The sequence below is a fragment of the Nitrosospira sp. Nsp1 genome, assembly GCF_900100985.1.
In the GTDB taxonomy this organism is placed as follows: Bacteria; Pseudomonadota; Gammaproteobacteria; order Burkholderiales; family Nitrosomonadaceae; genus Nitrosospira.
In genome coordinates, this window is record NZ_FMUF01000002.1 from 199,850 (window position 1) to 214,852 (window position 15,003).

11 protein-coding genes are annotated in these 15,003 nt (G+C 54.0%); all 11 read right to left on the reverse strand.

Translation table 11 applies throughout. The annotated features are described in order from the left end of the window. Positions 1-177 precede the first annotated feature (177 nt). The 11 genes from fba to def all read right to left on the reverse strand — a co-directional run bounded on the left by fba (position 178) and on the right by def (position 14,602). On the reverse strand, positions 178-1,242 hold the full coding sequence (gene fba, locus BLP78_RS02025) for a class II fructose-bisphosphate aldolase (RefSeq protein ID WP_090455941.1): 1,065 nt from the start codon (positions 1,240-1,242) through the stop codon (positions 178-180). A 93-nt stretch (positions 1,243-1,335) separates the two neighbouring features. Next, on the reverse strand, positions 1,336-2,790 hold the full coding sequence (gene pyk / locus BLP78_RS02030; RefSeq protein WP_090455943.1) for a pyruvate kinase: 1,455 nt from the start codon (positions 2,788-2,790) through the stop codon (positions 1,336-1,338). Between the two features lie 42 nt (positions 2,791-2,832). Then, positions 2,833-4,011, reverse strand: a complete 1,179-nt coding sequence (locus BLP78_RS02035) for a phosphoglycerate kinase (protein ID WP_090455945.1) — start codon at positions 4,009-4,011, stop codon at positions 2,833-2,835. 137 nt (positions 4,012-4,148) lie between these two features. Then, positions 4,149-5,150 carry a type I glyceraldehyde-3-phosphate dehydrogenase gene (gap, locus tag BLP78_RS02040; protein WP_090455948.1) on the reverse strand — a complete coding sequence of 334 codons (1,002 nt, stop codon included), beginning with the start codon at positions 5,148-5,150 and terminating at the stop codon, positions 4,149-4,151. An 81-nt stretch (positions 5,151-5,231) separates the two neighbouring features. Further along, positions 5,232-7,247 carry a transketolase gene (tkt, locus tag BLP78_RS02045; protein WP_090455950.1) on the reverse strand — a complete coding sequence of 672 codons (2,016 nt, stop codon included), beginning with the start codon at positions 7,245-7,247 and terminating at the stop codon, positions 5,232-5,234. Positions 7,248-7,503: 256 nt separating this feature from the next. Continuing rightward, a complete protein-coding gene (locus BLP78_RS02050) occupies positions 7,504-8,754 on the reverse strand; it encodes a sigma-54-dependent transcriptional regulator (RefSeq protein ID WP_025041241.1) in 1,251 nt (416 codons plus the stop codon). A gap of 252 nt (positions 8,755-9,006) precedes the next feature. Continuing rightward, complete coding sequence (locus tag BLP78_RS02055; RefSeq protein WP_090455952.1) at positions 9,007-11,178, reverse strand: sensor histidine kinase; 2,172 nt, start codon at positions 11,176-11,178, stop codon at positions 9,007-9,009. Beyond that, the gene (locus BLP78_RS02060; RefSeq protein ID WP_256329959.1) at positions 11,175-11,801 is read right to left on the reverse strand and encodes a DUF4390 domain-containing protein; all 627 of its coding nucleotides are present in this window, start codon (positions 11,799-11,801) and stop codon (positions 11,175-11,177) included. The genes BLP78_RS02055 and BLP78_RS02060 overlap by 4 nt, the downstream gene beginning before the upstream one ends. Next, on the reverse strand, positions 11,779-13,062 hold the full coding sequence (gene rsmB / locus BLP78_RS02065) for a 16S rRNA (cytosine(967)-C(5))-methyltransferase RsmB (RefSeq protein WP_090455955.1): 1,284 nt from the start codon (positions 13,060-13,062) through the stop codon (positions 11,779-11,781). The genes BLP78_RS02060 and rsmB overlap by 23 nt, the downstream gene beginning before the upstream one ends. Continuing rightward, positions 13,059-13,994 (reverse strand): methionyl-tRNA formyltransferase, encoded by a 936-nt coding sequence (gene fmt, locus BLP78_RS02070; protein WP_090455957.1) that lies wholly within the window; start codon positions 13,992-13,994, stop codon positions 13,059-13,061. The genes rsmB and fmt overlap by 4 nt, the downstream gene beginning before the upstream one ends. A gap of 104 nt (positions 13,995-14,098) precedes the next feature. After that, the gene (gene def / locus BLP78_RS02075) at positions 14,099-14,602 is read right to left on the reverse strand and encodes a peptide deformylase (RefSeq protein ID WP_090455959.1); all 504 of its coding nucleotides are present in this window, start codon (positions 14,600-14,602) and stop codon (positions 14,099-14,101) included. Positions 14,603-15,003: the final 401 nt, after the last annotated feature.

The following is a 15,003-nucleotide window of genomic DNA, read 5'->3' on the forward strand; positions in this document are numbered from 1 at the left end:
GGTGGCGCCTGAGCCATACCGAAAGGATAGAACGGACGGCGAACTCGCCCCTTGCCAGCCCCACTTTTTTTGCCCAACAAAAAAGGCGGTCATTGACCGCCTTTTTAGCCTTGCTATCCCTCCACTCATCTTTTACGCCTAAAAGAGAGTGGCGTTTCCGGGTCAAGTATTGCTGCGCTACTTGATAACAGCTTTCAAGTCACCTTTAGCATATTTATTGGCCATATTATCCAGCATGACGGGTTTTATCTTGCCTGCCTGACCGGCACAACCAAACGCCTCAAACCGCGCTTTGCAAATATCCTTTGCCGCAGCGGTTGCATCCTTGAGGAATTTCCGCGGGTCGAATTCGCTTTTGTTCTGGGCAAGATGACGGCGGATTGCGCCGGTCATGGCGAGGCGAATATCGGTATCGATATTTATCTTCCGCACCCCGTGCTTGATGCCCTCCTGGATTTCCTCTACCGGCACGCCATAAGTTTCCTTCATTTCTCCGCCGTATTCCCGGATGATGTCAAGCCATTCCTGCGGCACGGAGCTGGATCCGTGCATGACAAGATGCGTATTGGGAATACGCTGGTGGATTTCCTTCACTCGCTCAATGGCGAGAATGTCGCCGGTCGGCTTGCGGGTGAATTTATACGCGCCATGGGAGGTTCCGATGGCAATCGCCAAGGCATCCACCCCTGTTTGCTTGACAAAGTCAGCAGCCTGCTCCGGATCGGTCAGCAATTGATCATGAGAGAGCTTACCCTCCGCTCCGTGGCCGTCTTCCGCCTCCCCCATGCCCGATTCAAGCGAGCCCAGGCATCCCAGCTCTCCCTCGACAGATACGCCTACCGCGTGCGCCATCTCCACCACCTTGGCGGTGACCGCGACGTTGTATTCGAAGGATGAAGGTGTCTTTGCATCTGCCTCCAGCGAGCCATCCATCATGACGCTGGAGAAACCGCTGCGGATCGCATTAATACATACCGCCGGGGATGCGCCATGATCCTGATGCATGACGACGGGAATATGCGGATAGGCCTCCACCGCTGCCGCGATGAGGTGGCGCAAAAAGGCTTCGCCCGCATATTTGCGCGCGCCGGCCGAACCCTGCATGATTACCGGGCTGTCGCATTCGTCGGCTGCCTGCATGATGGCCTGGATCTGCTCCAGGTTGTTTACGTTGAAAGCGGGCAGCCCATAGCCATTTTCCGCTGCATGATCCAAAAGTTGACGCAGTGATACGAGTGCCATTTGAGCCTCCTCCAAGTTAAAATCAGTTTGTCGTGTGTCGAGTGATGAGCTGTCAGTAATGAAAGGCAGAAAAATATCATGCCCGACCCGCGCTCAGAATCCCGGTTTTCGTTCATGTTTTCTGTGTTCTCCTACCTTGACGATCTTCATCGTGTTGGTCCCGCCGGCTTTGCCTACCGGCTCGCCAATAGTCATGATAATCAGATCGCCGTTGCGCACGACGCCGCGCTTGAGCAATTCATTTTCGGCATGATTCAGGATAATCTCGGGATCGTTCGATCCGCCGCCGAACTTAACGGGATAGACGCCGCGAAACAACGTCATTTTACGGCGGGTATCCTCTTGAGGGCTCAGCGCGAAGATAGGTACGTTGGAGCTTCTGCGCGACATCAACAATACCGTTCTGCCGCTCTGTGTGAGCGCGGCAATGGCCCGAATTTTCAACCCCCCCGCAGTGAACATGGTCGCACGTGCAATCGCTTCCTCTATCGTTTCTGGAAGGCCGCCCTGAAGCCGGCGGAGTTCGCTGCTCACCAGATACTCTTTTTCTGCCTCGAGGCAGACTCTTGCCATGGCTGCGACCGATTCGACGGGATACTGTCCCGCGGCGGATTCCGCCGACAGCATTACCGCATCGGTGCCATCCAGTACCGCATTAGCGACATCGGACACTTCCGCGCGGGTTGGAATAGGGCTGTTCACCATGGATTCCATCATCTGCGTAGCGGTCACCACGAGCTTGTTGTTGGCGCGTGCCGTGCGGATCATTCGCTTCTGCAAAGCCGGTACCACTGCGTCGCCCACTTCTACCGCAAGATCACCTCGCGCAACCATGATGGCATCGGAGGCTTCCAAAATATCATCCAACGCCAGAATTGCTTCGGAGCGCTCGATCTTTGCCATTAGCAGGCTTTTGCCGCCGGCATCGCGCATCACGTCTCGTGCCCAGCGCATATCATCACCGGAGCGCGGGAAGGATACGGCAAGGTAGTCCGCTTTAAGCGCTGCCGCGGTCTTGATGTCTTCCACGTCCTTGGCGGTCAAGGCAGGTGCACTGAGTCCGCCGCCCTTGCGGTTGATCCCCTTGTTATTGGATAGTACTCCGCCCTGCTCAACCACGCAGTACACCTTGCTCCCCTTGACCTCGGAAACGCCCAGTACAATGCGGCCATCGTCGAGGATAAGCGTCGAGCCCGTTCCCACGTCATTTGGCAGTTCTTTGTAATCCAGACCCACCCGTTCCTGGTTACCCAGTTCACATTCGGCGTCAAGTATGAATTTATCGCCAATTTTGAGCAGGATATTGCCCTTTTCAAATCTGCCGACGCGAATCTTCGGTCCTTGCAAGTCCGCCAGAACGCCCACGGCATGTCCTGCGGCACGTGCCAGCGAACGGGCCAATTCGGCGCTTTCTATATGCTCTTCCCTTGTGCCATGCGAAAAATTGATCCGCACCACATCCACCCCGGCATTTATCATTCGTTCGAGTACCTTGGGGTCTCTGGATGCCGGACCGAGCGTTGCCACAATTTTTGTTCTTCGAATCATTTTGAGGTAGGCGTAGCGTAGTGGTACGTTAAATCGTATGAATCACTGCGCTCGCTGTTCAAGTATTTCCACGGCAGGTAGTTTTTTACCTTCCAGAAACTCTAGAAAAGCACCGCCAGCGGTGGAAATGTAGGAAACCTTGTCATAGATGTCGTACTTCTGTATGGCGGCGATGGTATCGCCGCCGCCAGCCAGGGTGAAGGCCTTCGTGTGGGCAATGGCCATGGCGATGGTCCTGGTGCCGGCGCCAAATTGATCGAATTCAAACACGCCAACTGGCCCGTTCCATACGACAGTACCGGCTTTCATGATAATGTCCGCCAGTTCTTGCGCACTCTTCGGGCCAATATCGAAAATCATCTCGTCGTCGGCAACCGTATCGGCATCCTTCACCACCGCAGGCTCGCTGGCGTCGAATTTCTTTCCGACCACGACATCCACGGCAATAGGGATGGAAGCCTGACGTTCTGCCATTTTATCCATCAGCATTCTGGCGGTAGGGACGAGGTCATCTTCACATAAGGATTTACCGATATTTTTCCCGGCGGCTTTCAGAAAAGTATTGGCAATGCCGCCGCCAACGACCATTTGATCAACCTTCTCCGAAAGGGATTCCAATACGGTAAGCTTTGTCGAGACCTTCGAGCCGCCAACGATCGCAACCATAGGACGTGCCGGGTTCAGGAGTGCCTTGGTGAGTGCGTCCAGCTCTTCCGTCAGCAGAATCCCGGCACACGCAACCGGAGCATATTTGGCGATACCATAAGTCGAAGCTTGAGCGCGGTGTGCCGTACCGAAAGCATCCATCACAAACACGTCGCATAAACGCGCATATTTCTGGGCGGTTTCGTCCGAATTTTTCTTTTCGCCTTTATTGATGCGGCAGTTTTCCAGAACGACCAGTTCGCCTTCGGCAACCTCAAAATTCTCGTCTACCCAATCCCGGATCAAACGCACGGGTTTGCCCAGGCGTGCGGCAATATTGTCGGCGACCGGCTTGAGTGAATTCTCCTCGGACCAGACGCCTTCTTCCGGCCGGCCCAGATGGGATGTCACCATCACTCTTGCGCCCTGTTCCAGGCAGTGGTTAATGGTAGCCATCGAGGCGGTTATTCGCGCATCCGATGTAACTTTGCCGTCCTTTACCGGGACATTGAGGTCGGCGCGGATGAACACGCGCTTGCCTTTGAGATCAAGGTCGGTGACTTTAATGACAGACACTGGGAACTCCAATTTGTGCGGTGAAGGGATCGCTCATGAAAAATCCCTCCGATGGGCAATCGAAAGGCAGAGCGGAAGGTCGGAGAAGAGCCTGAAAATGATGCCATATCCAGGACTCTTCATTATGCCGCGACTATTTATTTGCCGGCAACGACACGAGCCATTTCCAGAATCTTGCTGGAGTACCCCCACTCGTTATCGTACCAGGAAACCACTTTAATGAAACTGCCATCCAGAGCCATGCCAGCCTCCGCATCAAAAATAGAGGTGCAACTCTCGCCGCGAAAATCGGTGGAAACGACCTTTTCGTCGGTATAGCCGAGTACACCCTTCATGGCGCCTTCCGATGCTTGCTTCATGGCTGCGCAAATCTCTTCGTAGGTCGCATCCTTATCCAGTTCAACGGTAAGATCGACCACCGAAACGTCGGAAGTCGGCACACGGAAAGCCATGCCGGTGAGCTTCGTGTTCAGCTCGGGAATCACCTTGCCGACGGCTTTGGCCGCGCCAGTCGAGGACGGAATAATGTTTTCCAGAATGCCGCGGCCGCCCCGCCAATCCTTGTTGGAAGGACCATCGACGGTCTTCTGAGTGGCAGTAGCGGCATGTACCGTAGTCATCAAACCCCGTTTGATACCCCAGGTATCGTTCAATACTTTTGCGATAGGGGCAAGACAGTTCGTGGTACATGAAGCATTGGAAATGATGGATTGGCCATCATACGTATTATCGTTCACCCCATATACAAACATGGGTGTGTCGTCTTTGGAAGGAGCCGACATAATAACTTTTTTGGCGCCGGCAGCGATGTGCTTCTGGCAAGTCTCCTTGGTGAGAAACAGGCCTGTGGACTCGATGACCACTTCGGCGCCGACTTCTCCCCATCTCAACTCGGCCGGGTCCTTGATGGCCGTCAGCCGAATCCGTTTCCCGTTGACGACCAGTGTATCGCCGTCGATAGAGACGTCTCCCTTGAAGCGGCCGTGCACCGAATCATGCTGCAGCATATAGGCCAGATAGTCCGGCTCAAGCAGATCATTGATGGCGACGACTTCAATATCCGGAAAATTCTGTACCGCCGCACGGAATACCATCCGCCCAATGCGGCCAAATCCATTGATACCGACCTTGATTGTCATGTTTTATATACTCCTTGGATAAAAAAAGGGGCTAGGCGAAGGAATTTTCTTCGCCTTGTTGTTCGTCACGACTGATTAGAATTAAATAACGCTGTTCACCGCTTTTACCACGTTCTCGACGGTGAAACCGAAGTGCTTGAACAGATCGCCCGCGGGAGCGGATTCGCCAAATGTATCCATGCCGACCACTGCGCCTTCGAGTCCGACATATTTACGCCAGTAATCGGTAACGCCCGCCTCTACCGCAACGCGGCCCACGCCCTTCGGCAATACGCTGCTTTTGTAGGACGGATCCTGGCGATCAAAAAGATTCGTGCATGGCATCGAGACCACGCGCACGTGGATACCCGCTTCGGCCAACGCCTTTTGTGCCATCATCGCCAATCCCACTTCGGAACCGGTAGCGATGATGATTGCCCGTGGCTTGCGGTCCGCAGCTTCGGACAGGATATAGCCACCCTTGTCGATCAATTTGATGGTGGCGGCATCACGTTTCTGGAATGGCAGATTCTGGCGGCTGAAAATAAGTATTGATGGACCGTCCCTGCGTTCAATCGCCCGCGCCCAGGATACGGTTGATTCAATCGTATCGCATGGCCGCCATACATCCATGTTGGGGATATAACGTAACGTCGCCGTCTGCTCTACCGGTTGGTGCGTGGGGCCATCTTCGCCTAACCCGATCGAATCGTGCGTGTATACGAACAGATTGCGAATTTTCATCAGGGCCGCCATGCGGAGCGCATTGCGAGCATATTCCGAAAACATGAGGAAAGTGGCACCGTAAGGAATGATGCCCCCATGCAGCGACAGCCCGTTCATTATCGCGCTCATGCCGAATTCGCGAACGCCGTAATAGATATAGTTGCCTCCGGCATCGCGGCCGATACCTTTCGAATTCGACCAGAGGGTAAGGTTGGATCCGGCCAGATCTGCGGAACCTCCAACCAGTTCGGGCAATTGCGGTGCCAGACCTTCAATGGCGTTCTGCGAAGCCTTACGGCTGGCGATAGTTTCTTCCTTGGCGTTCACGCGCGCGATCAGCGCGTCCACATGTTTACCCCAATCTTCAGGTAATTGACCCGATATCCGCCGGGTAAACTCGGCAGCCTCGGCAGGGTATTTCTCGGCATACTCGGCAAACTTGCGATTCCATGCCTCCTCCAGCTCTGCGCCTTTCGCGCGGGCATCCCACATTTCATAAACATCCTTGGGGATTTCGAATGGCGGATGGTTCCATCCGATATGAGGACGGGCTGCGGCTATTTCCGCGGTCCCCAGTGCGGCGCCGTGAACCTCGTGAGTATCGGCTTTATTGGGAGAACCCATGCCGATCACTGTCTTACAGCAGATCATCGAGGGTCGGTCGCCTGCCTGCTTGGCGGCCTCTATGGCGGCTTCTATGGCCACCGGATCGTGACCGTTGACGTTGGGCGCCACGTGCCAGCCGTAAGCCTCGAACCGCTTCGGTGTATCATCGGTGAACCAGCCTTCCACATGCCCGTCTATGGAAATGCCGTTATCGTCGTAAAAACAGATCAGCTTGCCCAGCCCCAGCGTACCGGCCAATGAGCAGGCTTCATGGGAAATGCCTTCCATCAGGCAACCGTCGCCCAGGAAAACGTAGGTGTGGTGGTTGACAATGTCAAAGCCGGGACGGTTGAAATCAGCGGCAAGTATTTTTTCCGCCAGCGCCATGCCCACTGCATTGGTTAGCCCCTGTCCCAGCGGACCGGTGGTTGTTTCCACCCCCGGTGTGTATCCATACTCGGGATGCCCCGGGGTTTTGGAGTGAAGCTGGCGGAAGTGCTTGATTTCCTCCATCGACAAGTCATAGCCGGTGAGGTGCAGCAAGGCGTAAATCAACATCGAGCCGTGCCCGTTGGATAACACGAACCGATCTCTGTCAGACCATTTGGGATTCGCAGGATTGTGGCGCAGGTGATGAATCCATAATACCTCAGCTATTTCCGCCATGCCCATGGGCATGCCAGGGTGGCCCGAATTGGCTTTTTGCACAGCATCCATGGCCAATGCACGGATGGCGCTGGTCAGGTCTTTGAACACCGGCGCGTCAAAATCTCTAAATGCTCCCATGAATACGGACTCCCTCGCTCAACAGATATATGTAGGATACAAAAACACCGCTCCCCTAACCCGGGTAGCGGTGCGGGTCGGCAAAACCAATATTATCGCTTAAGATACGATGTCAGACAACATGACAAATCTCGGGCCGTCCATATCGGATGTGTTCGCGCTCCAGTAATCGGGAAATGAGGCCGGATGATCCTGGCTTGGTCGCATTATCAAGTTGCTGATTACGGAAATATCGGCATCTCATCATTTTTCCGTATCAGTTATTCCGCAGTTTTATGCCCAGCAGTTTAAGTTTGCGGTAAAGATGCGTGCGCTCCAGCCCGGCTCGCTCGGCAACCCGGGTCATATTGCCATTTTCCTGATCGATGAGTTGTTCAAAATATACTTTCTCGAACATATCGCGTGCTTCCCGTAACGGCATATTCAACGGGACACCGGCGACCGATTGTGCCGGCGATGACGATGCCAGTATTTGCTTCACATCATCTGCCGATATTTCATCGCCGGCGCTGGTTAACGCAAGGGAATGCACTGCGCCGGTCAGTTGCGCAAGATTGCCGGGCCAGTCGTGGTTCCGTAAACAATTGAGCGCAGCGGTGCTGAATTGCCGCAAGGGCACTTCGCCTGATTCAATATAGCGCGAGAGTATCTGGGCCGCGAGCTCTGGGATGTCTTCCCGATGTTCCCTCAGCGCGGGAACATTGATGCAAAGACCGCTCAATTGCTCATACAACCTCGGCTCATAGACACCTTGCGCGGCGAGCCCCGCCAATGGTGTTGTGGTAACGCATACGAGCCGGACACTGTATTTTTCGAGTTTACCCAACAGTAGAAGCAGTCCTTTTTGCGACAACCTGTTGAGGTCTCCTATCTCCTTGAGAAACAGCAATCCGCCTTTTGCCTGTTCAAGCAAATCCAACGGCGCATTCGCCAGAGCGGAGAGCGTATCGGGCTCCACCCAGGGCGTGTTGGGACGATGCAAAAAGCGGGCGCATAGATCCACCCCGGTTCCGGGTTCACTGGTGAGCAGCAGCGGTGCGCGCAAGTTGACGACCTGTTCCAGCCGTTTTTTCAGATCTGCGATCAAAGGTCCCCTGCCTAAGCTGGCGAGGGGAAGCATTATGCTCGGTTTGACCTGCCCTCCGCGCAGCGCGCGCCCCACTGTGCTCAACAGTTTTTGCAACGGCACCGGTTTCTCGAGGTAGCCGGCTGCGCCCATGCGCGTGGCCTCTACCGCGGTGTCTATGGTCCCGTGCCCGGACATCATCACTACCGGCATGGTGAGCAGCCCGCCGCTGGCCCATTCTTTCAGCAGAGTGATCCCATCGGTATCCGGCATCCATATATCCAGCAGTACGAGGTCGGGCCGTGTTTGTTTGCGCCAGTTGCGCGCTTGACCCGCATTTTCCGCGAGGGCCACGCGATAACCTTCGTCCCGTAAAATTTCGGACAAGAGCTCGCGTATGCCGATTTCATCATCAACGACAAGTATGGTGTTATTGCTCATAATTCAGAAAATCAATAATACGTACGATTGTGGTGGAATTCAGAGCTGCCGATGTCCAGGTTACGATTATCAATGGATGCTCGCCGGCATGTTCGGTTCCTTTATCCTAAGTCCGGTAGTTGGACGGATTCACTCCGTAGCGCCCTCACCCGGAAGGTGAGTGTCAAATAATATGGAATATTGTTATTAATCATAACACTGATCTACTAAATGAGCGGTCGACTACCGAATTTAGGTTGTATGGCTGGTTAATCATGTGGCTGTTCGATAAGCCCTCAAATTGTCTTTCCCCGCAACCGGCAGAATCAGTGATATGCATGCCCCATGGGGTCGAATATTTTCAATTTGAATGATGCCGCTGTGTTCCTCGACTATTTTTTTGACAATGGGCAGCCCCAGCCCTGTGCCTTTGGACTTGGTGGTAACGTATGGCTCGAACGCTCGAGCCCTGACTTGTTCAGGAAAGCCTCCGCCGTTATCGCTTACGCTAAACCGTACACCGCCGGATGCGATTTCAGTGCGTACCATGATCGCGGGTTCTGCAACACCGATCAGCGTATCCAGCGCGTTCTGCAGCAGATTATGGATAACCTGGCGAAGCCGGGCGGAATCACCTCTCACCATCGGCAAGTCAGGAGCCAGGGCCAGATAAATATGTGGTTGGGGATTATCGGGTGCTGCGGCGCTTGCGGCTTCATATAGTGCGAGCACTTCCCGCACCAGTCCGTTGAAGTCCAGCAGATGAAATTCCAGTTCGGGCGCTCTCGCATACTCACTGAATTCATTGACCATTTTTTTTAATGCTTCCACCTGGTTGACGATAGTCTCAGTGGATCGCCGCAAGATTTGCGCATCATCGTTATCCAGCTTCCGGGCGAGTTTGTGCTGCATGCGTTCGGCGGAAAGTTGTATCGGCGTCAGCGGGTTTTTGATTTCATGGGCCAGGCGCCGTGCTACTTCTCCCCAAGCGGCCGTGCGCTGAGCCTGCAATAAATTGGTTACGTCGTCAAAGACGACGACACCTCCACCGCCCGAAACAGATGGCAGGCGTGTGCCGCGTAACAGCAGAACCTGGTTGGCCCCATCCCTCGATCGTTCCAGTTGGCACTGCCACTCGCCCTTTTTACCCGAACGAAATCCTTCAAGAATCTCGTTTTTGAAAGAACTTAATTGAGGTACACGCGTTGCGCATTCTTCAATGGTCAACCCCTCGAGACCCGATAGCGAAACATTCAGGATTTGTCCCGCGCTCAGATTTACCGTACGCATGCGCAAGTTTTCGTCAAACACCAGAACGCCGGACGAAAGATTGGACAGTACGTTTTCCAGGTAAGCCCTGGCGCTCTCGACTTCTTGCTGATGACGGTGAGCGGTCGTGCGGGCTTCTTCCAACTGCTGAGTCATGAGATTGAACGATTCGGTCAGTACGCCCAATTCATCCCGGCTCTGTACCGGGTGGCGCCTGCTGAAGTCACCCTGGGCCACGGCGCGGGTACCCTCAGCCAGCATGCCCAATGGTGCGCTCAGCCGTTCGCTGATAAGAAACGCGGCAGCCAAAGCAGAGAAAAGCGAGAGCAACAGCGCGATTGTAAGCGTTACACCGTATAGACTTTTCAATCCTTCACGAGATAGCAGCAGTTCCTGGTAATCGCGATACGCAGCCTGCACTATTTCCGCATCATCACCCAGTTGTTTCGGTACCTGCTGCAGCAGTTGCAAGATTTGGATATCTCCTTCCATGCCTGGTGCATCAATCGATACCAGTGCCTTCAAATACAAACCTTTGCCGGGAATAGACTCAACCGTGCCGTACCATTTCTCCGCTTTCACCTGGGACATCACGGCTGCACTAGGCGTTTCGGGAACCTGCCCCGTTCCATCAGCCCGTAAAAAAGCGATCACGCTGCCGTCGTGATTAAACAGCGTCGCTTCCTGCACCTGTGATTGCTTCACGAGGTGATCCAGCGTCGTCAATGGGGAACCGGGCTGCTCGGATAATGCAAGTGCAGCTGCGTTGGCCTTGCTGCGGAGATCCTCAAGAAGATTGTCGAGGATCGTGCGCCCCAGATTCAAGCCGCCTTCGAGCGCTCGATCCACTTTGACGTCGAACCAGGATTCGATGCTTTTCCCCAGAAATTGTACCGATATGCCATATACCAGCGCACCCGGAAGAATCGCCATCAGCGAGAAAATCAGTAACAGGCGCAGTGCTAGTCTAGAGCCGAACACGCCGGCCTTGAGCCTGCGCCGGAGTCTCCATAGCAGATACCCCACCACCGCCATGAGAAACAGGAGGAAACCGACATTGAGCCTGATCAGAAGCCGGTATTTGCGGTCAAAAAGCCCCGTATCGGCGCCTGCGGTCGCAAGCAGGAACAGCATGACTGCGCCTAGTGCCGCCGCGATGAAAATAACGTATTTCACGGCCTGTTGTTATCTTGAAGCTTTGGCATGGGCAGTTTCGTATTCCATCGCAGCAGGCCGGAGCTCAGATCCCACTCTTTCGACCCGAGCGTCTCTACCTGAAATGGTTTAGGCAAAGCCGATATGTCGAGCCGCATGCGCAATTCCACTGTATATTCCACATCCTGCCTTAATTCGGAACTGGCAATGATGGGTCGGTCGCGCACTCGGCTCAGGGCCTGCAAGGCTGCCCTCAGCGTGCCGAAATTCTGCGATAACGTACCGCGACTCAAACGGTATTGACGAGTGAGTGCATAATAACTCAGCCCTTCACGAACCCTGCTCTGGGCAATTCGCTCATCCAGCCAGTACCAGCGTGAATTCACCAGGTTAAGTTCCGTTACAAAATAAAGCACGATGCCTTTCTCGAGTGCATTTTCCAGCTTATGATTGAGCGTTATCTCGAAATCGGCGTCAAACTGATAACCTTCCTCAGTGGCTTCGAGCGTTACCGACGTTATCTGTATGCCACCGTCCGCATGCGCTGCAGCCGCCGGAAGCAGCGCCGCAGTCAGCAGTGCCATTGCGGTCACGCACACGTACAGCAGCCGCGCAAATGGATCAGGCTTTGTGAAGCAGGGCATAAAAAAAACCGTCGTGATGGGAATCCGGCAATAATTGCCCGTCAATTGCTTCAACCCCCGAAATAGGCACCAGGCGGGCATCTGCGTGGTGGCGCAAGAAATTTTCTACCTGCAGTTCATTTTCCTCGGTAAATACCGAGCAGGTGGCGTAGAGCAATTTACCACCCCTGGCCAGAATCTGCCAAAGGGCATCCAGGATTTCCCTCTGCTTCGCAACAAATTGAAAAAGATCGCTTTCACGCCTCAGCCACTTAATGTCCGGGTGACGTCGCGTCACGCCCGAAGCAGAGCAGGGAACGTCAGCCAGAATGCGGTCGAACGGCTTTTCATCCCACCACTCCGCCGGCTGGGATGCGTTGCCATGAATGATATGATTGGCCTTGAGACCCAGTCGCGTAAAATTTTGTGTTATGCGCGCGACGCGCACGATGTCATTGTCGACCGCGGTCAATTCTATGTCCGCCAGTTCCAGCAAATGTGCGCTTTTGCCGCCGGGTGCTGCACAGGCATCCAAAACACGCATGCGATCGTGTACATCCAGTAACCGCGCCGCCAGTTGTGCGCCCGCGTCCTGAACCGATATCAAACCCTCGGCAAATCCGGGCAATCGGTCCACCGCCACCGGTTGCCTCAGCTCGAGCGCATCATTTCCTGCCGGACATGCGTCCATGCCACTTTGGCTGAGGAGATCCTGATATTCCGCCATCATGATCCTGCGCCGATTGACTCTCAGAGTCATGGGGGGCCGTTTATTACTGTTCTCCAATACCGCCTCGTAGTTTTGAGGATATTGCGCGCGAAGTTTATCTATCCACCATTGCGGGTGGGAATACCGCCCTACCTCATTTTCAGCTACACGCTCGAGCAGAGCTGAGCGGTTACGTATGAAGTTGCGCAATACGGCATTGACAAGCCCTTGTACCCCCCGAGCACCCTTGCCGCTGAGGGTGCGGGAAACTGACACAGCATTATCCACAACCGCATGCGGGGCGGTCTTGCTGTATTCCAGTTGATATAATCCCACCAGTAATAAACAACGCAGATTCTGGTCCTTCAGCGGCTTTTTCAGCAATAAGCCAAGCAATACGTCGAGTTGGCCATAAAAGCGCAGTACGCCATAGCTTAAATCCTGAATTGCTCCACGCTGTTGAGCAGAGAGATCGGCATGGTTACGCCAGACACCCTGCAGCACGGCTGTCAGGCTCGAGCCTGACAGTACCTTTGCCACAATTGCGGCAGCCAAACGCTGAGTTTTGGTCATTCGCAGCTTTCAAAGCGATCGCCTGGCCGCAATGAATGACCCGAGAGAAATTCGGGGACGCTCAGCTTTTTTCCACCCGATTTCTGCACGATTTCCAGTACGAGCGAACCCTTGCCGCATCCCACCACAATGCCGTCGCGTCTTACTGCAACAATTTCACCTGGGTTGCCGGACACATCCGCGGCCACAGCGGCACGCCATATTTTCAAGGGCATTCCACACACCCGGGAATGTGCGCCAGGACGGGGATTGAATGCCCGCACTGTACGGCTGATATTTTCGGCGCTCAAGCACCAGTTAATTTCAGTTTCGTCTTTTTCCAGTTTGGGTGCGTAGGTGGCGTCAGCTTCATTCTGAGGAATGGCAAAAAGTTTTCCCTGGTCCAGACAGCCCAGCGCCTCTACGATGCAGCGTGCCCCCAGCAGGGAGAGCCTGTCGTGTAGAGTCTGGGTGGTGTCATCCTGTTCGATTGCGATACCTCTCTGCAATAAAATGGCGCCGGTATCCAGGCCCCGGTCCATTTGCATGATCGTGATTCCAGTTTCACGATCGCCTGCCAATATTGCCCGCTGGATAGGCGCGGCACCTCGCCATCTCGGCAGTAACGAGGCGTGGATGTTCAGGCAGCCAAACCTTGGAATGCTTAAAACAGAAAAGGGCAGGATCAGGCCATAAGCCGCAACAACCATGATATCGGCATCAATGGCTTCCAGTTGTGCTTGCAACTCGGGTTGCTTGAGCGAGTGCGGCTGCAATAAGGCAAGGTTTCGCTGCTGCGCCAGCGACTTGATTATGCCTGAAGTGGTTTTCATGCCGCGTCCCGCGGGACGATCAGGTTGGGTCAACACCAATGCAATTTCACGCCCGGCGTCTGCCAGGGCTTCAAGGGCAGGGGCGGCAAACGACGGCGTGCCCGCAAAAATGATTCTCATCGAAAATACACGAATTTACCCGGCGAAAAGCTGTTATCGCTTCGCTTCCTGATCCAGAGATTCCTTGGTTTTCCCACGTATTTGCCGATAATGGAAACTCGATGTCACATCACTTTTCGACGCTGCTTCTTGAATTTGGACTGAATACGCAATTGCTTCATTCGCGACCAGTATTCGACAAATACTTTACCTGACAAATGATCCATCTCATGCTGAATGCACACGGCCAGCAAGCCGTCTGCCTCAAGCGTAAATGGATTTCCATCTCGATTCAGCGCCTCGATGGTGACCTGCTCCGCACGTTGTACCTTTCCAAATACGCCCGGTACCGACAGGCAACCTTCTTCATAGTCAGACTCACCACTATGCGCGATGATTTCAGGATTGATCAGCACATGCAACTGATCATGTGTATCGGAAATATCGATCACGATGATACGCTGATGCACATCAACCTGGGTTGCTGCAAGGCCAATGCCGGGGGCTGCATACATGGTTTCCGCCATATCCCGCACAAAAGCACGAGTTTCCTCAGTAACTTCCGATACACGGCCGGCAACTGTATGCAATCGCTCATCCGGATACTGCAATATTTTTAGAAGTGCCATAAACGGGGCGAATCTTGAACGTTAACAGTCGAAATGCAAATTCAACCATATTGTTGCGATGTCGCATCACAACCTCTATAGGTAAGAGAAGGGTTTCCCGAATTCGATGCAGAGGTGCATTATATCCTGATTTGGGTATGAAATTCGGTTTCCAGCGCTTGACCGTTTTCCGATGGCAATATGAGGAACATCGGCGATAATCTGTCTCCCTTTCAAAAGATGATCTGACGGGAGCGTTGCCATCTCAGCTCGGAAACCATGGCTTTTCAGCATGCAGAAATACGGTCAACTCGCTAATTGCGGACGGGAAACGGTACACTGATGCGATGCGTCAAAAATGACGGGGTTGTCGCCGTATCGGGTTGCTCGAGTGTATACGAATAACTATGCACGCCTCGTGC